This is a genomic window from Tissierella sp. P1 (genome assembly GCF_002266425.1).
GTDB classification, from domain to species: domain Bacteria; phylum Bacillota; class Clostridia; order Tissierellales; family Tissierellaceae; genus Tissierella; species Tissierella carlieri.
In genome coordinates, this window is record NZ_NPMN01000016.1 from 14,650 (window position 1) to 35,847 (window position 21,198).

Annotated in this window: 21 protein-coding genes and 1 pseudogene; 20 read left to right on the forward strand and 2 right to left on the reverse strand. The window is 29.2% G+C overall.

Annotated elements, in window-relative coordinates:
* Nucleotides 1–3: 3 nt before the first annotated feature.
* Together CIW83_RS12280 and CIW83_RS12285 are read left to right on the forward strand one after the other, a co-directional pair.
* On the forward strand, nucleotides 4–771 hold the full coding sequence (locus CIW83_RS12280; protein WP_235601312.1) for an Mrp/NBP35 family ATP-binding protein: 768 nt from the start codon (nucleotides 4–6) through the stop codon (nucleotides 769–771).
* A 201-nt stretch (nucleotides 772–972) separates the two neighbouring features.
* The gene (locus CIW83_RS12285; protein ID WP_094901584.1) at nucleotides 973–2,343 is read left to right on the forward strand and encodes a sodium-dependent transporter; all 1,371 of its coding nucleotides are present in this window, start codon (nucleotides 973–975) and stop codon (nucleotides 2,341–2,343) included.
* A gap of 60 nt (nucleotides 2,344–2,403) precedes the next feature.
* Here the strand turns inward: CIW83_RS12285 and CIW83_RS12290 are convergent, their stop codons facing one another.
* A complete protein-coding gene (locus tag CIW83_RS12290; RefSeq protein WP_094901586.1) occupies nucleotides 2,404–3,288 on the reverse strand; it encodes a LysR family transcriptional regulator in 885 nt (294 codons plus the stop codon).
* 110 nt (nucleotides 3,289–3,398) lie between these two features.
* On the opposite strand from CIW83_RS12290, the gene CIW83_RS12295 reads away from it, so the two are divergent.
* From CIW83_RS12295 to CIW83_RS12310, 4 genes are all read left to right on the forward strand, one after another.
* Entirely contained in the window at nucleotides 3,399–4,415 is a 1,017-nt protein-coding gene (locus tag CIW83_RS12295; protein WP_094901588.1) for a YeiH family protein, read from the forward strand.
* A gap of 115 nt (nucleotides 4,416–4,530) precedes the next feature.
* Nucleotides 4,531–4,806, forward strand: coding sequence for a hypothetical protein (locus tag CIW83_RS12300; protein WP_094901590.1), 276 nt, complete (start codon nucleotides 4,531–4,533; stop codon nucleotides 4,804–4,806).
* A gap of 156 nt (nucleotides 4,807–4,962) precedes the next feature.
* Complete coding sequence (locus CIW83_RS12305) at nucleotides 4,963–6,315, forward strand: MATE family efflux transporter (RefSeq protein ID WP_094901592.1); 1,353 nt, start codon at nucleotides 4,963–4,965, stop codon at nucleotides 6,313–6,315.
* Nucleotides 6,316–6,547: 232 nt separating this feature from the next.
* Nucleotides 6,548–7,300, forward strand: coding sequence for an acyl-[acyl-carrier-protein] thioesterase (locus tag CIW83_RS12310; RefSeq protein ID WP_094901594.1), 753 nt, complete (start codon nucleotides 6,548–6,550; stop codon nucleotides 7,298–7,300).
* A gap of 27 nt (nucleotides 7,301–7,327) precedes the next feature.
* Here CIW83_RS12310 and CIW83_RS12315 read toward each other — a convergent pair whose 3' ends face one another.
* Nucleotides 7,328–7,825: a hypothetical protein gene (locus CIW83_RS12315; protein WP_094901596.1), complete on the reverse strand. Its 498-nt coding sequence runs from the start codon at nucleotides 7,823–7,825 to the stop codon at nucleotides 7,328–7,330.
* A 230-nt stretch (nucleotides 7,826–8,055) separates the two neighbouring features.
* Here CIW83_RS12315 and CIW83_RS12320 point away from each other — a divergent pair, with 230 nt between their 5' ends.
* The 14 genes and pseudogenes from CIW83_RS12320 to CIW83_RS12385 all read left to right on the forward strand — a co-directional run bounded on the left by CIW83_RS12320 (nucleotide 8,056) and on the right by CIW83_RS12385 (nucleotide 21,129).
* The gene (locus CIW83_RS12320) at nucleotides 8,056–8,499 is read left to right on the forward strand and encodes a methylglyoxal synthase (RefSeq protein WP_235601313.1); all 444 of its coding nucleotides are present in this window, start codon (nucleotides 8,056–8,058) and stop codon (nucleotides 8,497–8,499) included.
* A gap of 241 nt (nucleotides 8,500–8,740) precedes the next feature.
* Nucleotides 8,741–8,938, forward strand: coding sequence for a cold-shock protein (locus CIW83_RS12325; protein ID WP_094901600.1), 198 nt, complete (start codon nucleotides 8,741–8,743; stop codon nucleotides 8,936–8,938).
* A 126-nt stretch (nucleotides 8,939–9,064) separates the two neighbouring features.
* Complete coding sequence (locus CIW83_RS12330) at nucleotides 9,065–9,814, forward strand: peptidylprolyl isomerase (protein WP_094901602.1); 750 nt, start codon at nucleotides 9,065–9,067, stop codon at nucleotides 9,812–9,814.
* A gap of 573 nt (nucleotides 9,815–10,387) precedes the next feature.
* Complete coding sequence (locus tag CIW83_RS12335; RefSeq protein WP_201259854.1) at nucleotides 10,388–11,557, forward strand: bis-aminopropyl spermidine synthase family protein; 1,170 nt, start codon at nucleotides 10,388–10,390, stop codon at nucleotides 11,555–11,557.
* Nucleotides 11,558–11,852: 295 nt separating this feature from the next.
* Nucleotides 11,853–12,836 carry an RnfABCDGE type electron transport complex subunit D gene (locus CIW83_RS12340; protein ID WP_235601314.1) on the forward strand — a complete coding sequence of 328 codons (984 nt, stop codon included), beginning with the start codon at nucleotides 11,853–11,855 and terminating at the stop codon, nucleotides 12,834–12,836.
* On the forward strand, nucleotides 12,833–13,438 hold the full coding sequence (locus CIW83_RS12345; protein ID WP_094901604.1) for an FMN-binding protein: 606 nt from the start codon (nucleotides 12,833–12,835) through the stop codon (nucleotides 13,436–13,438). The genes CIW83_RS12340 and CIW83_RS12345 overlap by 4 nt, the downstream gene beginning before the upstream one ends.
* Nucleotides 13,439–13,441: 3 nt before the next feature.
* Nucleotides 13,442–14,080, forward strand: a complete 639-nt coding sequence (locus CIW83_RS12350; protein WP_235601315.1) for an NADH:ubiquinone reductase (Na(+)-transporting) subunit D — start codon at nucleotides 13,442–13,444, stop codon at nucleotides 14,078–14,080.
* Nucleotides 14,077–14,667 carry an NADH:ubiquinone reductase (Na(+)-transporting) subunit E gene (locus CIW83_RS12355; protein ID WP_235601316.1) on the forward strand — a complete coding sequence of 197 codons (591 nt, stop codon included), beginning with the start codon at nucleotides 14,077–14,079 and terminating at the stop codon, nucleotides 14,665–14,667. The genes CIW83_RS12350 and CIW83_RS12355 overlap by 4 nt, the downstream gene beginning before the upstream one ends.
* Nucleotides 14,668–14,681: 14 nt before the next feature.
* Nucleotides 14,682–15,785 (forward strand): NADH:ubiquinone reductase (Na(+)-transporting) subunit F, encoded by a 1,104-nt coding sequence (locus CIW83_RS12360; RefSeq protein ID WP_094901606.1) that lies wholly within the window; start codon nucleotides 14,682–14,684, stop codon nucleotides 15,783–15,785.
* 106 nt (nucleotides 15,786–15,891) lie between these two features.
* The gene (locus CIW83_RS12365; RefSeq protein WP_094901608.1) at nucleotides 15,892–17,238 is read left to right on the forward strand and encodes a GTP pyrophosphokinase family protein; all 1,347 of its coding nucleotides are present in this window, start codon (nucleotides 15,892–15,894) and stop codon (nucleotides 17,236–17,238) included.
* Between the two features lie 74 nt (nucleotides 17,239–17,312).
* Nucleotides 17,313–19,079 carry a DUF4153 domain-containing protein gene (locus CIW83_RS12370; protein ID WP_094901610.1) on the forward strand — a complete coding sequence of 589 codons (1,767 nt, stop codon included), beginning with the start codon at nucleotides 17,313–17,315 and terminating at the stop codon, nucleotides 19,077–19,079.
* Between the two features lie 54 nt (nucleotides 19,080–19,133).
* Nucleotides 19,134–19,625, forward strand: a complete 492-nt coding sequence (locus CIW83_RS12375; protein ID WP_094901612.1) for a ferritin family protein — start codon at nucleotides 19,134–19,136, stop codon at nucleotides 19,623–19,625.
* Between the two features lie 153 nt (nucleotides 19,626–19,778).
* Nucleotides 19,779–20,205 (forward strand): annotated as a pseudogene (gene msrA / locus CIW83_RS12380) (peptide-methionine (S)-S-oxide reductase MsrA).
* 48 nt (nucleotides 20,206–20,253) lie between these two features.
* On the forward strand, nucleotides 20,254–21,129 hold the full coding sequence (locus tag CIW83_RS12385) for a radical SAM/SPASM domain-containing protein (protein ID WP_094901725.1): 876 nt from the start codon (nucleotides 20,254–20,256) through the stop codon (nucleotides 21,127–21,129).
* Nucleotides 21,130–21,198: the final 69 nt, after the last annotated feature.

Genomic DNA, 21,198 nt, shown 5'->3' on the forward strand with positions numbered 1-21,198 from the left:
TGTATGATAGAGAACAATCCATTAAATAAGATAAATAAAGTAATAGGTGTAATGAGTGGAAAAGGTGGAGTGGGAAAATCTACTGTATCTGTTTTAATAGCTAAGGAATTGAGGAAAAAAGGGTACAAGGTAGGAATCCTTGATGCTGATATTACAGGGCCAAGTATTCCAAGATTACTTGATATTAAAGATGCAGAGGTAGAATCTACGGAGAATTTTCTTTATCCAGTAGAGACTGAGGATGGGATTAAAGTTATGTCCTTTAATTTACTGATGGAAGATGAAAATCAACCTGTTATATGGAGAGGACCGATTATTTCAACGACTGTTAGACAGTTTTGGACAGATGTATTATGGGAGGAATTAGATTATCTTATTATTGATATGCCACCAGGAACAGGAGATGTAGCATTGACTGTAATGGATTCAATACCAATTAATGGACTGATAATGGTATCAATACCCCAAGATATGGTTTCAATGATAGTAGCAAAGGCAGTAAATATGGCTAGGAAAATGAATATAAGCATAATAGGTGTTATACAAAATATGAGTTATGTCTTATGTCCAAATTGTAATGAAAAGATAAAAATATATGATACAGAAAATATAAATGAATTTTTAGAAGATATGAATCTAAAGCTTCTGGGAGAGATTCCTATGGTCAAGGAAATAAGCAATATTTCTAATAATAGCTACGAAGATTCAGATAAAATTATAGATAAAATTTTTAATCCAATATTGGAAAATATTATAAAATCTATAGAATAAAAACAACAGAAAAGATTAGCCCTTAATGGAAAGATAATAATTATACCATTAAGGGCTTTAGAATTTATATTTTGGAGTTAAACTTTGATAAAAAATAAACTTACAGAATAGTCTAAATATTCGTTTACTTTAATGCTTAAATGTAGTATAATCATTTAAACTCATAAATATAATATAAAAAAATATTAAAGGAGGGATATTATGGACAACAAGGTTAAAAGCCAAGAAGAAAGAGGATCGTGGGGATCAAGTTTTGGTTTTATTATGGCGGCAGCAGGTTCAGCAGTAGGACTAGGCAATTTATGGAAGTTTCCATATTTAGCAGGTAAAAATGGTGGTGCCGTGTTTGTCGTGGTATATCTACTGATAGTTGTATTAGTAGGATTTACTATGATGCTAGGAGAAATGATCATAGGAAGAAAAACAAACCTTGACCCTTATGGAGCATACAAAAAGCTAAATAAAAACTGGGGTTTTCTAGGTTTCATCGGAATTTTAACTGCATTTTTAATTTTGTCTTATTATAGTGTAGTTGGTGGTTGGGTTATTAAATATATTGTTGCAACTTTATTAGGAAGTATAGCATCAGATAAGGCTACATATTTTACTGGATTCACTGGAGCATCTGTAGAGCCTCTAATATATCATGGAATATTTATGTTACTAACTGTAGCCATAGTTTTTAAAGGTATATCCGCGGGAATCGAAAAGGCAAGTAAAGTGATGATGCCAGCATTATTTGTTATGCTTATTATAGTAGCTGTAAGATCTATAACTCTTGATGGAGCCTCAGCAGGACTTTCTTATTATTTAAAGCCTGATTTTAGCAAATTTAATGCAAGGGTTTTAGTTGATGCTTTAGGGCAGGTATTCTTCTCATTATCATTAGGTATGGGCGCGCTGATTACCTATGGTAGTTATCTAAAAGGTGATGAAAATTTAGAGAAAAATGCTTTAATAATACCTGGACTTGATACGGCAGTAGCACTATTAGCAGGTTTTGCTGTTCTTCCAGCAGTGTTTGCTTTTGGATTTGAACCAGGTCAAGGTCCTGGACTTATGTTTGTAACATTGCCGGCAGTATTTGAAGCTATGCCTTTAGGAACCGTATTTGGGGTGATTTTCTTTGTATTAGTCTTCTTTGCAGCTCTTACGTCTTCTATTTCACTGCTAGAAGTAGCTGTATCATATGGAATTGATCAGCGTAAATGGTCTAGGAATAAGGCTGTAACCATATTTGCATCTCTTATGTTTATAATTGGCATATTTGCTTCTTTATCCATGGGGCCTATGGCTGATTTTCATATTCCATTATTCAATAAAGGAGTTTTTGATACTTTAGACTTCTTTACATCTAATATATTAATGCCTGTAGGTGGATTTTTAATGGCAATATTCATAGGATATATTTGGGGTGTAGATGAGGCTATTGCTGAGGTGAAGAAGAGCCCAGGAGTAAGCTTTAAGCTTGAAAAATTCTGGACTATACTCATCAAGTATGTAGCACCAGTCGCCATATTTATAGTATTACTAAGTTCTCTGGGTTTGTTAGATAGATTTTTAGGTAATTAATTTAGATTAGGTATATATAAAAAGCTAGAATAAAAGATCCTCTTGTTCTAGCTTTTATATTTATCTAATTGAAATAAAATAGTTAAACCAATCAAGATATTCTTTATGATGTAGACTATCTTTTAAAAATACAAAATTAAACTCTCTTTCCACATCAAAGTCTTTTAAATCTATTTTTATAAGACTGCCATCACTAAGCTCTCTTTTAACGGCTTCCTTATATAAAAATGTAATTCCTAAATTTTCTATTACTAATTCTTTTATCATGCTCATATTTCCGATTTGAGTTATTTTTTTGAAATTTTTCATTGTAATATTATGTTCATATAAAATCTGTTCAAAAATATCTCTTGTTCCAGAACCTTTCTCTCTAAGGATTAACCGCTCCTCAAAAATATCTTGAAAGGAAATATTTTTGCTTGCAAAAGGATGATTAGGAGAACATACTCCTATAAAAGGTTCAGTAGAAAAAAACATTGAATTATATTCCGACTTATCAAAATGACCTTCTAATATAGCAAAATCGATTTTTCCATCTCGTAATTTTTCTAGCAGAATTTTCGTGTTGCCAACTTCCATTGTAACGTTGATATGTGGAAAATCAGATATTAATTTTATAAGTAAATTAGACATTGTATATTCACCAATAGTTAAAGTTGAACCAAAAGTTATAGGATAATTATTAATTTTAGGAGTGGTCAACATAAGCCTAAGTCTATCAGAACTTGCTTGCATTGCAAGAGTAAAATTATAGAGTATTTTTCCAGCTTCCGTTAATTCTAGACTTTTGCCAGCGTAGTGGAATAACTTTACATTATAATTATCCTCCAAGTATTTAATATGTTGTGATACAGCTGGTTGCGTGATATGCAAAATCTCAGCAGTTTTAGTATAATTTAATACTTTGCATAATGTTAGGAAAGTCTTTAATCTAAAATCAATCATTATATCCTCCATATATAAACTTAACTTATTGATATATAATAAATCATAATTTGATTTTATACTAATGTAGCAATAGAATCAATAGTATAAAATAAAGGGAGGTAAATGATATGAAGTTTATCAAAAAGTATTCAGCAGGAATTTTATTAACAGTTATTCTAGCTTATGTATCAATGTTCATTAGTGATCTTATCCCAGGAAAACTCATTAGTGCAGGGGTTTTTTCTTTACTTTTAGGCATGGCAATTAATCCGATTATATCAAATTATAATATTTTAAATGATGGAATGAGTTTTGTTTCTAAAAAGGTGTTAAGATTAGCTATTATTTTAATGGGCGCAACTCTAAGTTTTTCTCAAGTATTTGAAGTTGGAAAGTATTCGCTAATTGTTATGACATTTACGTTATTTGCTGCATTTGCAGGTGGATATTATTTGGGGAAATTATTTAACATGAATTGGAAGCTTTCTGGGCTTATTTCAGCAGGTACTGGAATATGTGGAGGTTCTGCAGTTGCAGCAATTGCACCCACTATAGATGCAGAGGTAAATGATATCGCCTATGCAATTTCTGCTACCTTTATATTTGATATAGTTATGGTGGTATTATTTCCAATAGCAGGAAGGTATTTTGGAATGAGTAATTTAGGGTATGGATTGTGGACAGGAACTGCTGTAAATGATACATCATCTGTTGTAGCAGCAGGATATGCATTTTCAGATGCAGCTGGAAACTTTTCATTAATAGTTAAACTTACAAGAACATTATCTATAGTACCCGCAGTATTAGTATTCTCATTTATTAACGAGAGATTAAACTCTAAGTATAATATAAGTAGCACGAAAAAAGAGAAAATTGACCTAAAAAAGATATTTCCATGGTTTATTGTGATATTTTTGGTTATGGTTGGCGTAAAAAGTCTAGGGATTATCTCTGCTTCAGCTAGTACTAAAATCTCTACTGTAAGCAAATTTTTTATGGTCATGTCTTTAGGAGCAATTGGATTAAAAACGAACTTTAAAGAAGTATCAAAATCTGGGTTTTTACCAATGTTACATGGCTTTATTATTTCTCTTCTTGTTGTAGTAGTATCATTTATGGTACAAATGTTTATGGGACAGATTTAAATCAATAAACAATTTTTTATATATAAAAAGTAACATAAAAAACTCCTTTATAGAAAAGATATTATAAAGGAGTTTTAATTTAGCTTCTAAAATAACGACAATGGAGGTTATAAAAATGTTATTTAATAATATTATCGAAAAAAGGATTGTTAAAGATGGAGTTCATAGATCTGTATTAGAAATGCCAGCAGATGATTATAATAAGGTATATAATGGACAGTATAGTGAAAAAATAGCCTTAGAGATTATAAATCATCACTTTGAAAGAAGAGGAGATGATGGAAGACCTACTGATATTCAAATTGAGCATGAGGATAATAGTAATATGGTAAAAATTTATGCAAATGTAAATTATTTAGGAAATGATCATACAAGATATGGTAGGAGATAATAAATAATGGTACTCATTAAGTTGAGTACCATTATTTATTAGTATTCATTTGGCGGAATTAAGTATATTCAATTTAGAATAAATATTGTATAATGAAATAATGGTATTATCTAAATATAATACATTTATTTAACATTATATTATCGGAGGTCATAAATGAAGCAATTTTGGAAGGATAAGAAATTCTTAAAGGATATGCTGGTAATAGCAATTCCAATCGCATTACAAAATTTGATAACTTCTTCGCTAAATATGGTGGATACTTTAATGATATCTGAATTAGGTAAATCAAGTATAGCAGCAGTAGGTTTAGCAAATCAACTATTCTTTTTTTACTCTTTAATTATTTTTGGAATTAATAGTGGTTCTTCAATATTTATATCTCAATTTTGGGGTAAAAATGATACAGAAAATATTAAAAGAGTATTAGGGTTAGCAGTGAGTCTAAGTGCCTTATCTGGATTAATTTTTACCATGGTGGCTTTCTTCTGTCCAGAGATAGTTATGAGATTTTTTATTAAGGAAGAAATAGTAGTTAGGCTAGGAAGTGATTATTTACGAATAGTTTCTTTGTCATATATAATTACTGGTATAAGCTTTGCTTTCAGTATAGCATCTAGAAGTATTGGACAGCCTAAAATGCCTATGATTGTTTCAGCTATATCATTTATAACTAATACAATATTTAATTATTTACTTATTTTTGGACATTTTGGTTTTCCGGAATTGGGAGTAAAAGGAGCGGCTTATGGAACATTAATTGCGAGAATCGTTGAAATTAGTTTTATTCTTTATTTTGTATATACAGGTATAAAACCTCTAGCTGCTACTCTAAGGGAATTAACAGATTGGACAAAAGAATTTGTTAACAGATATCTAAAGACTACTTACCCTGTGATAATTAATGAAACATTTTGGGCATTGGGACAAGTTATGTATTCTGCAGCTTATGCTAGAATGGGAGCAGAAGCAACTGCTGCAGTGCAAGTTGCAAGTACTATTCAAAATATTTTTTTTGTAATGGTAAGAGGATTAGCTAATGCTTGTACTGTTATGGTTGGTAATAAAATTGGTGCTGGAGATGAAGAAGAGGCATATAATTATGCAATTCAATTTTTAACTATGTCAACTATAGCAGGATTGGCCTTAGGGGTGATTTTAGGTTTAACACCTGACTTAACTTTAAAATTATTTAGAAATTTGGAATTAGATGTGTACAATTTATCTAGAAAATTATTAATGGTTGCAGGAATATTTTATTTTATAAGAACATTTAATTCTACATTGATTGTAGGAGTCCTCAGAGGTGGAGGGGATACTAGTTTTTCTATGTATCTTGAAATGGGAGCTGTATGGTTAATAGGAGTTCCTTTAGCATTTATTGGAGTTTTATTATTAAAGTTACCTGTTTATATTGTTTTTATATTAGTTTCCTTTGAAGAAATAGTTAAGGCTGTTATAGGTTTACCAAGAGTTAAATCTAAAAAATGGATTAGAAATGTAACATAAAAATGGCCTTTTATAGGCTGTTTTTTATAAGGAATAGGAAATTTCTACTTTTTAATTACATTTCTCCTAATTTAAACTTAGCTTTGAATATGCTCTAAGAAAGGCTTTATTAATATATTAGTGATTTGATAGAAGTACTTCTTACAAAACATGAAATTTGACATTCTATTTTATACATAAGAGTTATGATATATAATATAATTATTGGTATATTTAAAGGAGTGATAGATTAATGTCTAAATATAGAAAAATGTTTCAGATACCATATTATGATGCAGATAAATACAGACGAGCTACGCCTATAGCAATACTTACATATTTGGGTGAGACATCGGGGGCTCATACAGATCATATTGGATTTGGTGTTGATAAGCTACAAGCTCTAAACTATGGCTGGATGCTAAATAGATGGAAGGTTAAAATCCACAGATATCCAAATGTGAAAGAAAATATAACAATTGAGACTTGGACTTCTAGGGTCGATAAATTTTATGCTACTAGAGAATTTATTATATACGATGAAAAAGCTATAGAAATAGGAAGGGCATCTACGGTTTGGATATTTTTAAATATGGAAAAAAAGAGACCTATTAGAGTACCAGTTGAATTTATTGAAGCAATCAATCCCATAGAAGAGAAAACCTTTGATGATTTTTATGATTTCAAAAAAGAGATAAAAATAGAAGAATACATTGATTTTCATGTGAGAAGATCAGATATTGATTACAATAATCATGTAAATAATACTAAATATCTTTCTTGGATGCTGGAAACTATCCCTGAATATATTTATGAAAACTATATGCTAGATGAATTTGAAATTTTGTATAAAAAAGAAACTACCTATGGTAATACCATATTATCTGGAAGTAATGAAATAAATAAATCAGATGATTTACATAAATACTTCCATAATATTTTAGATAAGGATAATAAAGACAACCATTCCATGGGTGTAACTAAGTGGAAAAATATAAATAAATAAGTTAGGTGATATCACCTAACTTATTTATTATCCTTCAAAATCTACTTTTATTATCTTCCCTTTTTCATCTAAGTTCATTTTTGTGATTTTAGTTAATTTTGGTACATTATCAATCTTGGCACATTCTACAAGATGATATATTTTAGAAGTATCTCCTGTTAGTTTATAAACATCTTTTAATAATTTTAGAATTGAATAAGGATGTTCAGGTTCTTTTAGAGTTACAAATGATGTGTTTGGTTTTGCCATGGCTTCACCAATTAATTTTTCAAAATCCAAATTATCTAGGCCCGGAATAAGAAAATATTCAACATCACTATTTAAATCTTCAAACCCTTTTACTTGAACTGATGTAAAACTACCTTTTGCTACTGCCATTAGAGTAGCCATCAATGGTCTTATACCTGCTGATCTATGTCCAGATACAATAACAGATTCTTTTTTAGCAATAGCTTCTTCAATATAGTTACCTTCTGCTTCGGTCATAAATTCTTGTGTTACATACTTTTGAATCATAGAGTTCATTTAAAACGCTCCTTTGTTTATTGAATTTTATTAAATTTGAATAACGATGTAAGAGATATTCACATCATTATAATAACACTAAAGAATAGTAAAATAAAGTTTTGTTATATTTTAGTCAAAACTAAGTGAATTACTCTATATAATTTTGCCCAAATTAATGATAAAATAGGTATACTATATTTAAAATAAAAATTTAATATTAAATGTATTAAGTTTGAGGGGTGCTAATGATGAAAATAAGAATGGAAAAGCAAAAAAATATAGCTCTTATTGCTCATGATAATAAGAAAGATGATCTGATAGATTGGGTAAAAGAAAATAGAGAGATTTTATCAAAACACTTTTTATGTGGTACAGGAACTACTTCCAGGCGAATATCAGATAGTACAGATTTACCAGTGAAAGCTTTTAAATCTGGTCCGTTGGGTGGAGATCAGCAAATAGGAGCTCGTATTGTTGAGGGGAAAATTGATATGGTAATTTTTTTCTGGGATCCCTTGGAAGCTCAGCCTCATGATCCAGATGTGAAAGCCTTACTTCGAATTGCTGTTTTATATGATATACCTATAGCAACCAATAGGTCGTCTGCAGATTATATACTATCTTCACCATTAATGGATGAGGAATATATGAGGGAAATAGTTGATTTTTCCAATTTGAGAATACCAAAATAGTTTGAAAATTTATTATGGTATTAAGACAAATTAAGCTCTAGATTTGTTAAAAAAGATATAAAATGTAGTTGCAATCTATCTTAGAGTGTGTTAAGATTAGGGTGTAGCTTTAATTCGGAAGTAAATAATCAATACACAATAATTTCTACAGGTTCAGAATTTTATCTGCATATAGTAAAGAAATTTTATTGTTGGTATTTTTACAAAGAATTAAAGAAATAAAATTTCGGAGGTATATGCAATGAAAGGTACAGTAAAATGGTTTAATGCAGAAAAAGGATTTGGATTTATTACTACTGAAGAAGGAAACGATGTATTCGCTCACTTCTCACAAATCAACAAAGAAGGATTCAAAACTTTAGAAGAAGGTCAAGAAGTTGAATTCAACGTTGTAGAAGGCGCTAAAGGTCTACAAGCTGAAAACATCACTATTCTATAGTAAATGGATACTCACAACCTCTTAAAGATATATCTTTAAGAGGTTTTATATTATTGAAGATAAAAGATTTATTGATTATTTAGAACAGGGAGATGTATTAAAAATTTAAATAAAAGGAGAATACATATGAGTGAAAAGAGAGTTCTTGCAGTAGTTAATGGTAAAGAGATAACAGAGGATACTGTACTTAGATTCCTTAATGATTTGGGGCCTCAAATGGCAATGCAGTTTCAATCGCCGGAAGGCATTAAAAGGGTAGTAGATGAGTTAGTAAATCAGGAATTAATATATTTGAATGCTCTAGAAAATGGCTTGGATAAAAAAGAAGATTTCACTAAAGAACTAGAAAGGTTGAAAGAGGGATTACTTAAACAATATGCCCTAAATAATATTTTATCTGAAATCACGGTAACAGAGGGAGAGATATTAGATTTTTATAATCAAAACAAAAATAATTTTCATAAACCTGAAACTGTAGTTGCTAGTCATATTTTAGTAGATAATGAAGAAAAAGCTAAAGATATTATAAAAGAGATAAATGAAGGTCTTTCTTTTGAAGACGCTGCGATAAATTATTCATCATGTCCTTCTAAAGAGCAAGGAGGAAACTTAGGTGAATTTACTAAAGGACAAATGGTTCCAGAGTTTGAAACAGCAGCTTTTAATATGGAAGTAGATACTATCTCAGAGCCAGTAAAAACTCAGTTTGGGTATCATATAATCAAATTAACAGCCAAGAATAAAGAAACTATGAGCACATTTGATGAAGTTAAGGCTCAAATAACTGATCAAGTACTTGGAATGAAGCAACAACAAGCTTATTTGGATAAGACAAATGAATTAAAACAAAAATATAAAGTAGTAAATAATATGTAAATATAATAAAGAAAATTATTGTAAAAAACTAAAAAGATTATATGAAAAATCATATTTATAATTGTTATATATTTATATATATGCTATAATGTAAATTGTAGTAAATAAATTATAGAAACAAGTAAGGGAGAGAAGTTGATGTCAGCGTTTGTTCTTAACTAAATCAACTAAATAGTTGAATCTTAAAAAACTTTAACCTAGAAGTGTTTAGGTTTATTTGTTGACGGTTTTTTAAGAGTAAGTTAGGAACACGGAAATCATTAGACCTTATGATATATTGTAAAAACCGTGCTTTTGTACGGTTTTTTTATGCCCAAAATTATTATATATTCTCTTATAGTCATAATAGTAATATACTTTCTTTTAATTACTATTGTTATTTTATAATTAAAGAGGATATTAGTTCTTGGTGTATATTTTAAGTTATAAAAAGGCTGTAGTGACACTTTGTGTTGCTATGGTCTTTTTTGTTGAAGTTTCTATTTTACTTTTAAATATTAGTTTGAATATAACCGTCATGAGTAGTTTCTACCTTAGTCCTGTAGAACTTAATATATTATATGGAGGGTTATAATGATGTTTAATTATATAGAAGAAGTAAATAAAAATATAAAAATAGAAGAAGGAAAAAATGTTATAGAGAACATATTAATAAATATATATTTTAAAGAGGGAATTTCTACTAAAGAATTGGGAAGAAATATGCTTTTACCCATCCCAATAGTTGCTGCCATAAAGAAAGAGTTTATAAAGAGAAAAATACTTATTCAAGATAGAGGAATAAGACTTACTTCAGAAGGGAAAGCGTTTATAGAAGATGAATTGGGATTTAAGAATATAAATAAAAACTTATATATTAAACTATTGACAGAACCGTGGAAAGATCATAAGGAGATTATTGAAATAAGAGAAGAATTAAATATAATTTTTAAAAATCGTCCTCAGGTAGATGTTACTATTGATCAATCAAAGTGTAGTATAGATACAGCAATTAAAAGAGCAGTATTATGTATTAAAAATCATACGTTAATAGGAAAAAAGATTTTATGCATAGGTGATGATGATTTAGTTAGTATAGCTATAGGATTTTTATTGAGAAAGCTTTACAAAACTTCTATAAAATATAAGACTTCCATTACAGTAATGGATATAGATAAAAGGATTATTAACTATATAAATAATATAGCTATAGAAGAAAATCTTCCTATCAAATGTGAATATATAGATTTTAGAAAAGAACTATCAAAAGATTTTAAAAAGCAGTTTGATTGTTTTTTTACAGATCCTCCTTATACTCTTGAGGGAATGAACTTATTTCTTTCAAGGGGAATAGAAGCTTTAAATGATGAAAGTGGACTTTTTATATATCTTTCCTATGCTCATAAATCTCCAGATTTTGAGTTAGATATGCAAAAGAACTTTTTGAAAATGGGTCTTGTAGTTTCAGAGATAATAACTAGATTTAACACCTATGAAGGAGCAGAAATAATTGGTAATATAGGGCAGATGATAATTCTTAAAACCACTAATAATAGTAAAGCATTAGTGGGGAACTCTTATGAAGGAGCTATCTATACTGGAGAACTTAGGGCCACGGCACGTCTATATAAATGTAAAAAATGTGGAGAGATGCTGAAGGTAGGAAGTTTAGAGAAATTTAGAACCATAGAAGAATTAAAGCTGAAAAGATGCTCTAAATGTAATAGCCAAGTTTTTGAGTTGATAGATAAAAGAAGTATTTAAGTATGTTTATATATTTAATATAATTTTATATATTAGAAAGAGCTAGAAACTATAAAGGCTAATAAGATTATAATTAAGATATTATTTAAAATAAATATAAGTTAAAATATTTGAAAATCCATAGGTGCTTTGTGTTGTATGCCTATGGATTTTCTATAAGTATGCCGTATTTTTAGAACTTATTCTAAATAATATAGTATCTTTATTATCAATATAGTTAACAAATGTTATTTTATCAAAATATTGGGAATATATCATACTATATATTAACTCATTAAAATATGGAGGTGTTATTTTGAACTTAAAGAATTTCTCAAAGTATTTTATTAAACAAAAGATGATGCGAACAGTTATTATTTCTTTAATACCTATAATATTTGCATCAATCTATTTTTTCGGATGGAGAACTTTGATACTTTTAGGAATCGTTACAGTTGCTGGAGTAACTACAGAATGGATATTTGAAAAAAAATATAATAGAAAAGTATCAGAGGCAGTATTTGTTAGTTGTATTTTATACACATTGACATTGCCTCCTACTACGCCATATTGGATAGCAGTAACAGGGATTATATTTGGTATTTTATTTGCAAAAGAAGTATTCGGAGGTTTTGGAAAAAATGTTTTTAATCCGGCTTTAGTTGCTAGAGCATTTGTATATGTGTGTTTCCCAACCCCTTTGACTATAGAATGGTCAAAAGCAGCTTTAGGTTTTCCAGGAGGATTAGGTACCTATATAACTGAAGGAGTAGAGGCAGTATCCCAAGCGACGCCTATGCTATTATTTAGAGATACGGGAAAAATAGCCTCTTTAATGGACCTAGTCATTGGAAATGTTTCTGGGTCTATGGGAGAAACATCTGCTGTTTTAATAGTGTTAGCTGGTATTTACTTAATTTATAAGAAGGTTGCTTCTTGGCAAATAATGGCTGGTGTTTTAATCGGATTTACAGGTCTAAGTAGTATCCTCTATGCATTAGGTAATAGTCAGATTCCTAATCCTATTTTTGGTATACTTGCTGGAGGATTATTATTTGGTACTGTATTTATGGCAACGGATCCTATATCAGCTCCGAAGACAAAGGAAGGAAAATGGATATATGGTATTCTTATAGGTATAGTTACTGTAATTATAAGGGGATATGCATTATTTGCTGGTGGTATGATGTTTGCAATACTGATAGCTAATACCTTTGCACCGATAATTGATGAGGGAGTCAATGCTTATAAGAAATACAGAAAAGAATCAAAGGCTAAAAAGGAAGAGGTGGCAATATGAAGAAATCTTTTAGTTTTCCAATAATTTTCATGATTATTATTACTGCTTTTTTCACTTTTATATTAGCTTTTTTAAATTATAGTACTGCTGATAAAATTGCATTTAATCAAGAAATTGAGTTAAGTAGGAAACTTCTATATATTTTTGATATTGAGCCACTATCTGAAAATCCCAATGACATTAATGAAGCTTTTATGGAAAATATAGGCTCTATACCGTTTGGTGATGATTCTATGTACGTATATTATGATAAGAATCAAGAAATCCTAGGATATGCTGTACCCATAAATGGCTCTGGTCTATGGGGAAGTATAGAAGGATATGTTGGAATTTCGGCCGACTATTCAACAATTCTTGGGCTAGATTTTACTTCTCATAGTGAAACACCGGGATTAGGTGGTAGAATATCGGAGGATTGGTATAAAGAACAATTCAGAGGAATTGATATAACAGGATCACAGAATGGAAATTATATTATATATAAGCCAGCGCCTGGAGGAAATGTAGATGCTATAGCTGGTGCAACTTTGACTTCAAAATCTGTGAGTAAATTCTTAAATGAAGACATAGATAATTTCATTAAAGAGAGAAAGGGGGAATAGGAAATGATAGGAGATAGCCCTAAAAAAATATTTAAGATGGGACTATGGGAAGATAATCCAGTACTAGTTCAAATAATAGGCATATGTTCAGCACTAGCTGTAACCAATCTTATGTTAAATTCATTAATTATGGGAGTAGGATTAATTTTTGTCACTGCATTATCATCTTTTACGGTATCATTAATTAGATCATTTACTCCAAAACATATTAGAATGATGGTACAGGTACTTATAATAGCAGCCTATGTAATTATAGTTGATATTTTCTTAAAAGCATATATGCCTGAAATGAGTAAAGCTTTAGGACCTTATGTAGGGTTAATCATTACAAACTGTATAATAATGGGTAGAGCAGAAGCGTATGCACAAAAGAACCCTCCAATACCTTCATTTTTGGATGGAGTAGCCTCGGGATTAGGCTATACCTTAGTTCTATTAACTATAGCATTTTTTAGAGAGTTATTAGGTTTTGGTACGATATTTGGTATTCAAGTATTAGGGGAATGGTGGACACCTTGGACTATTATGATAATGCCGCCAGCCGCCTTTTTTATCCTAGCAGTTATCATTTGGATAACTAAAACTATTCAAGAAAAAGAGAAAAAACAAGATGAGAAGAAAGGTCAGGTGGTTAGCTCATGATAGAACTTAATCCTTTCATCATATTCTTTGCGGCAATATTTACAAATAATATGATATTTAGTAATTTCTTAGGTATGTGTTCATATATAGCGGTTTCAAGGGAAATTCCTACTTCCCTTGGGCTTGGCCAAGCTGTTACATTTGTTCTGGCCTGTACTACAATAATAAATTATCTTATATATCATTATGTTTTGGTGCCATTACATTTAGATTACTTAAGATTTATAGTTTTTATTGTTAGTATAGCAGCATTTGTGCAACTATTAGAGATGATTGTAGAAAGATACCTTCCAAATCTATATTATGCATTGGGTATATTTCTACCATTAATAACTGTTAATTGTGCCATTTTAGGAGTTTCATTATTTATGATAATTCGTAACTATAACTTTCTTCAATCAATTGGTTTTAGCATCGGGTCTGGAATTGGATGGACTTTAGCCATAGTGGCCTTAGCTGGTATACGTAAAAAGATAAAGAAAGGATCTATTCCTAAAGGACTGGAAGGCCCAGGTATAACTTTAATTATTACTGGATTAATGGCATTGGCTTTTATAGGCTTTTCAGGCATAGTCCAAATTCAATAAGGAGGGCAAAAAATATGAATGAAATAATTATAACAACAGCTGCTGTTACAGGTATATCGGCTATATTCGCTTTTTTGCTTACTCTTGCTGATAGAACCATAGGGAACTATGGTGAAGTAAAATTAGTTATAAATGAAGATAAAGAATATACCGTTAATGGAGGATCTTCTCTATTATCCACATTAATTGATGAAAAGATTTTTATTCCCTCTGCTTGCGGAGGGAAGGGAACCTGTGGATATTGTAAAGTAAAAGTTCTTGATGGAGGAGGACCTGTTTTACCAACAGAAACCCCTTTTCTAACAGATGAGGAATTAAAAGACAATGTTAGACTTTCTTGTCAATGTAAGGTAAAACAAAATATTAAAATTCAGATACCGGAAGAGTTATTTAACGTAAAAGAGTATTTTGCAACAGTAGAAGAGATTGAAGATATGACTTCCGTAATTAAGAGATTGAAAATCAAACTACCTGAAGGAGAAGAAATTAATTTTAAACCAGGACAGTTTATTCAGCTTAAAGCACCACTTTATGAAGGTAATGATGAAGAAGTTTATAGAGCTTATTCTATAGCTTCTTCTCCAGGGGATAAGAGTTATATTGAGCTATTTATTGGATATGTGCCTGGAGGAAAATGTACTACTTATGTACACAAATATTTAAAAGTGGGAGATACTGTCCAAATTAATGGTCCTTATGGAGATTTCTATTTCCACGATGATAATGATAGAGAAGTTATATTAGTTGCAGCTGGTACAGGAATTGCACCTATACTTTCTATACTTAAACATATGAAAGAATATAAGATAAATAGAAAGGCAAGATTTTATTTTGGTGCAAAAACTCCAGATGATTTATTTTTACTAGATTATTTTAGGGAATTAGAAGAAAAACTATATGATTTTAAATTTATACCTACTTTATCAAGGATAACAGAAGAACATCACTGGGCTGGAGAAAGAGGTAGAGTTAATAATGCTATAGATAAGTATCTGGATAATTCAGACAATAAAGAAGCTTATCTTTGTGGAAATCCAGGTATGATAGACTCTATGGTGAGTGCTCTTATGGAAAAAGGTTTACCTGAAGAATTAATATATTTTGATAAATTTGATTAAGAGAAATCCAAGGGATTTCTCTTTTTTATGGACTAATATCTTATTTTTTATGATATAATTAAATGGTATATATTATATATACAAAAAATCCTTAGGGGGATAGAGAATGAAACTTGAATTGTTTGACTTTATAGATGAAACTTTAGCACTTATAGAAGAAAGAAAAGAAAGTATAGAAAATGTTGCTAATTCTTTAGAAAAATTTTTTACAGATAGTTTTTTTATAAAGGATCATTTTTTAAATGTCAATTACAGAATTAAATCTCCAGAGAGTTTAAGAGAAAAAATACTTAGGCATAATTTCTACATAAAGTATAAAACACCAGAGAATTTATTAAATAATTTATCTGACTTAATAGGTTTTAGAATTGAATGTAGATTTATTGAAGATGAAAATAAAATTTATAAAGATATTATGAAACTATTTGATATAAAATGTGAAAATGGCTTTTATACAAATCCTTTGAATTCTAATATTATGTTACAATTAGACGAAAAACAACCTCAGAAGCAAAAGAATGGATTTGAAATATATAAAATTGATGGGAAGTATTGTAAAGATGGTACTTGTATCAACTTTGAACTTCAGATAAAATCTTTAGTAAATGTTTTCTGGGGAGAAATTGACCATAGAATACTCTATAAGAATTTTAATTATATGTTAACTGAAGACTTTTTTAGGGATATCATGTCTTCAATAAAAGATAATTTATCTATGATTGATAGGCAGTTAATGCTTGTCTATAATCATCTTAATGGAATGGATGCAAGTAATTCTTTAACAAAAAAAGTACAATTACAAGCATTGTTATCAAAGATTATTCATGATATATATATAGTTAAGATAAGACAGGAAATTGGATTTGTTGTAGATTTTAAAAAGTCTACAGATGTGATTGTAAATTATATATTCATGAAAGGTGGACCTGAGGAATCAGAAAATTATAGTGTGAATTTCCTTCGAATATTAAATAGACTGAATGATATAGGAAAAAATGATATATCCTTTAATAGATATATAAATTTTGAAAGGGAAATTTTTTTCAATGATGATTTTACAAGAAAAATTGGGAGTAGTATCCTAGAAATAATAAATAAAGATTTTAGGTGGAATTTATTTTTTAGGATAATATTTGAAATAGAAGAAGGGAATAATGCAGAAGATTTTGAAGGGTTTATGATATTTATTAGATATAGATTCCATGAGAATTTGATGATGATATTAGAGAATAAAAATATAGAAGAATCTCAAAAAGAAGAAATAGTTACTTGTGTATTGGAGACTATTGCCACTACTTTCTCGAAAGAAGTTGATGTTGATTTCTTAAGTGATTGCAGCATTAAATCTTTGAATTATAATATTGGAAAACTCTTTACAGATATACATTCATTTGATGACTGGATAGAGAGAAAAGAGGGAATATTAGATGTAATATTAAACCATGATTTCTAAAGTATTTGATTTTTTCAAATACTTTTTTTCTTGTTGGGTAAATATATACTATATAGTAGAAAGGAGTTGATATCATGAAGAGTTTTGATAGGGTAAAATCAACTTTAATAAGTATAAGGAAGAGTATCAAAAGATTTCCAATAACAGTAGCAATATCTACAGTTTTGACTATACTTTTAATTTATATGAATGAAAGTCATTTAACTGGAGATGATCAGGAAATATTAGAAAAAATTAATTTAGTAATAGGGCTAGGAATTCCTTTTTCTCTATGTATTGGGTTACTAATAGAGAGGTTTTTTGAAAAGAAAAAAATAATTTCAATATTATTATATAGCATTGGCACTGGAATTTTGATATTATATTATTTTGTATTCATAAAAAATTATGGAATGGTATCTATGTCTAGATATCTAGCGACTATGTTATTTCTAATATTAGCATCTTTGTATATACCAAGGATAGGAAAAAAGAATGATTATGAATATTATGTAATGGATATATGGTCTAGTTTTGCTTTGACTTTTGTATATTCATTTGTTCTATACTTTGGTATAGTAGGAATATTCTTTACTATAGATCAACTTTTCGATGTAAATATCAAGGGAGAATTTTATTACTATATGTTTTTAATAGTATCCTTGATATTTGCAGTATCTTTATTTCTATCTAAATTGCCATCTGCTGATGAAGAATATCATATGACTGAATATACTAAATCCCTAAAGATACTTTTAGTATATATAGTTATTCCTTTAGTGACCGTATATACTGCTATACTCTATGTTTATTTTGGAAAGATACTCATAACGAAAGAATGGCCTAGGGGATTGGTGTCTCATCTAGTATTATGGTACTCAACTTTATCAGTAGGAGTAATATTTTTAATTACTCCAATATTAGAAGAAAATAAGGTTGCAAAATTGTTCAAAGTATTATTTCCTAAGATAATATTACCTGTACTTTTTATGATGTTTATGTCAATCTATCAAAGGATAGCACAATATGGTATAACTGAAAATAGATATTATGTAGTAGTTCTTGGATTATGGATATTGGGAGTAATGTTATATTTTTCATTTAAAAAACCTTTGAGAAATATTGTTATACCTATTAGTTTATCTTTTATTATATTTAGTTCTGTATATGGGCCAATAAGTAGTTTTGCTATTTCAAAATTTAGTCAGAACAAGAGACTTGAGAGTTTACTAGCTAGAAATAATATGTTAAGTAATGGAGAGATAATTAGAAATAGTGAAATAACCTTAGAAGATAAAAGACAAATCAGTAATATAATAAGCTATTTTCATTCAAATCATAAGTTGAAGGATATTAAGGTATTACCAAAGGATTTTGATTTAGACAAGATGGAGACTGTGATGGGATTTAAATATGAGCCTTATTATTCATTTCCATATGAGCAAAATCGATATTTTTATTATGGAACTCATAATGCAGAAGATGCTGTTGATATTAAAGGTTATGATTATTATGTACACATGAATTCATGGAATGAAAATAAAAGAGAAGTTGCTGGATTGATTTTACAATATGATAGATTAAAAAATGCTTTGATTATATCTAAAGACGATAGAATTATATTAGAACAGGATATGATTGAGTTTGTAAAAGATATATATGAAAAACAAGAGGCAAAGGCTACAGATGAAAATAACAATATGATGAATTATGAAGATATGAGTTATGGAGTGGCAGTTCGTAGTGATGTGGAGAATATTGAGATTAAATTTATATTTAATGAAATTAACGGTAGAGTAGATGAAAATAATAATATAGTGATTCAAAGTATAGATTTTATTTTGTTGATTAGTAATAAGTGATATAGTTTTAAAATTGGGTAAGTATAAAGAGAATATTGAAGGGAGATGAGATAAATGTATAAAGAAGAACTAGATATAATTAGCCAGGCTATTCTAAATGAGGTTGAAGGATATGAATTTTATAGAATGGCAGCAAATCAAGCTGGAACAAGTGAAAGTGAAGAAGCATTTTTGGAGTTAGCTAATGAGGAATTAAAACATGTTGAATATTTAAAGGCATTATTTAATAAAATTAAAGATAATAAGGATGATGATATAAAATTAGCTTTAGAAGCAACACCTCCTTCTCCAGATATTTATAATTGGAAGAAGGTTGATAAAGAATATAACTCATTAGCCATGTCTGTTTTTGGTATAGGAATTCAGATGGAGAAATCATCGATAGAATTTTATGAAGCTGCTAAATCAAAAACTAGATTTGATGAAGCTAGAAAACTTTTTGACTTATTGATTAAATGGGAAAAAGTACATCTTGAACAATTTACTGAGCAGTATAATAAGCACAAGACAGACTGGTGGACTAATCAAGGATTTGCTCCATTTTAGTAAATTTTATACAGGGGTTAACCCTGTATTTTTTATGAAATTAGTAGTATAATACTATTGTTATGAAAATACAGTATTATAAAATTATATTGGAGGAAAAATATGAAAGAGATATATTTAGCAGGTGGATGTTTTTGGGGCGTAGAAGAATATATGTCGAGAATAGATGGTATAGTAGAAACCAGAGTAGGCTATGCAAATGGCATTAAAGAAAATCCAACCTATAAAGAAGTATGTACAGGAACTACTGGTCATGCTGAAACGACTTATGTTAAATATGATGAGAGCATTATCTCTTTAGAAGAATTGTTAAATAGATTCTGGCAAATAATAGATCCAACTATACTTAACAGGCAAGGTCCTGATATAGGTAATCAATATAGAACTGGAATTTATTATGTTGATAGTCAGGATATAAATGTTATAAATAAAACTTTAGAAGAACAAAAAAGCTAAATATGATAAATCCATAGTAACAGAGATTATACCATTGAAATCTTTTTATGATGCTGAGGAATATCACCAAGATTATTTAAAGAAGAATCCGGGTGGTTATTGTCATATAGATTTAAGCAGATAGAACTGAATCCCTTAGGGGATTCTTTTAATGTATATTGGAGTTGAGATAATGAAAAGGTTTAAGAAAGTATATATAGAAATAACAAATGTTTGTAATCTTCAATGCTATTTTTGCCCTAAAACTAATAGGCAGCAAAGATTTCTTGGACTTTCTGAATTCTCTTATGTATTAGATGAAATAAGAGAATTTACTGATTACGTTTATTTTCATGTAAAAGGTGAACCTCTTTTACATCCGAATATAGACGAATTTTTAGATATATCCTATGATAAGGAGGTTAAAGTAAATATCACAACAAACGGTACTTTGCTTTCCAAGGTAAAAGAAAAATTAATCCATAAGCCCGCCCTTAGGCAAATTAATATTTCACTACATAGCTTTGATGGAAATAACAATATTAATAGCAAAGAAAAATATCTAGATAATATATTTGAATTTATTGAATTAGCTAAAGAAGATAAATCTTTAATAATAGCATTAAGACTTTGGAATTTGACAGGTGATAATTTATTTAATAAAGAAGTAAATAGAAACAAAGAAATTTTAAATAGAATAGAAACTGAGTTTAAACTGCCATTTAAGATTGAAGATGTGATAAATCCCAAAAGAGGGATTAAGATAGATGATAGAATATATTTAAATCAGGATTCAGAGTTTATATGGCCTGATTTAAAAAATCAAGAGTTTGGTAATAAAGGATATTGTTACGGACTAAGAGATCAAATAGGAATTTTAGTTGATGGTACTGTAATACCTTGCTGCCTAGACGGGGAAGGGAAAATATCGTTAGGCAATATCTTTAAAACAAGATTAAGTGAAATTATATCTGGAGAAAGAGCCACAAGGATCTATAACGGATTTTCTAGGAGAGTAGTTGTTGAAGAAATGTGTAGAAAATGCGGATTCAGAACTCGTTTTAATTGATAACTTTAAGTTAAATATTTAATTATTATACAAAAGGTTGACACAATATATAGAGGTTTGTTAAAATAG

Coding starts and splice junctions, on each gene's coding strand:
- CIW83_RS12330 (WP_094901602.1), top strand. CDS start 9,065: ATGAGTGAAAAGAGAGTTCTTGCAGTAGTTAATGGTAAAGAGATAACA.
- CIW83_RS12315 (WP_094901596.1), bottom strand. CDS start 7,825: ATGAACTCTATGATTCAAAAGTATGTAACACAAGAATTTATGACCGAA.
- CIW83_RS12305 (WP_094901592.1), top strand. CDS start 4,963: ATGAAGCAATTTTGGAAGGATAAGAAATTCTTAAAGGATATGCTGGTA.
- CIW83_RS12290 (WP_094901586.1), bottom strand. CDS start 3,288: ATGATTGATTTTAGATTAAAGACTTTCCTAACATTATGCAAAGTATTA.
- CIW83_RS12355 (WP_235601316.1), top strand. CDS start 14,077: ATGATAGAACTTAATCCTTTCATCATATTCTTTGCGGCAATATTTACA.
- CIW83_RS12310 (WP_094901594.1), top strand. CDS start 6,548: ATGTCTAAATATAGAAAAATGTTTCAGATACCATATTATGATGCAGAT.
- CIW83_RS12320 (WP_235601313.1), top strand. CDS start 8,056: ATGAAAATAAGAATGGAAAAGCAAAAAAATATAGCTCTTATTGCTCAT.
- CIW83_RS12325 (WP_094901600.1), top strand. CDS start 8,741: ATGAAAGGTACAGTAAAATGGTTTAATGCAGAAAAAGGATTTGGATTT.
- CIW83_RS12375 (WP_094901612.1), top strand. CDS start 19,134: ATGTATAAAGAAGAACTAGATATAATTAGCCAGGCTATTCTAAATGAG.
- CIW83_RS12295 (WP_094901588.1), top strand. CDS start 3,399: ATGAAGTTTATCAAAAAGTATTCAGCAGGAATTTTATTAACAGTTATT.
- CIW83_RS12285 (WP_094901584.1), top strand. CDS start 973: ATGGACAACAAGGTTAAAAGCCAAGAAGAAAGAGGATCGTGGGGATCA.
- CIW83_RS12370 (WP_094901610.1), top strand. CDS start 17,313: ATGAAGAGTTTTGATAGGGTAAAATCAACTTTAATAAGTATAAGGAAG.
- CIW83_RS12300 (WP_094901590.1), top strand. CDS start 4,531: ATGTTATTTAATAATATTATCGAAAAAAGGATTGTTAAAGATGGAGTT.
- CIW83_RS12365 (WP_094901608.1), top strand. CDS start 15,892: ATGAAACTTGAATTGTTTGACTTTATAGATGAAACTTTAGCACTTATA.
- CIW83_RS12280 (WP_235601312.1), top strand. CDS start 4: ATGATAGAGAACAATCCATTAAATAAGATAAATAAAGTAATAGGTGTA.
- CIW83_RS12345 (WP_094901604.1), top strand. CDS start 12,833: ATGAAGAAATCTTTTAGTTTTCCAATAATTTTCATGATTATTATTACT.
- CIW83_RS12350 (WP_235601315.1), top strand. CDS start 13,442: ATGATAGGAGATAGCCCTAAAAAAATATTTAAGATGGGACTATGGGAA.
- CIW83_RS12385 (WP_094901725.1), top strand. CDS start 20,254: ATGAAAAGGTTTAAGAAAGTATATATAGAAATAACAAATGTTTGTAAT.
- CIW83_RS12335 (WP_201259854.1), top strand. CDS start 10,388: ATGATGTTTAATTATATAGAAGAAGTAAATAAAAATATAAAAATAGAA.
- CIW83_RS12360 (WP_094901606.1), top strand. CDS start 14,682: ATGAATGAAATAATTATAACAACAGCTGCTGTTACAGGTATATCGGCT.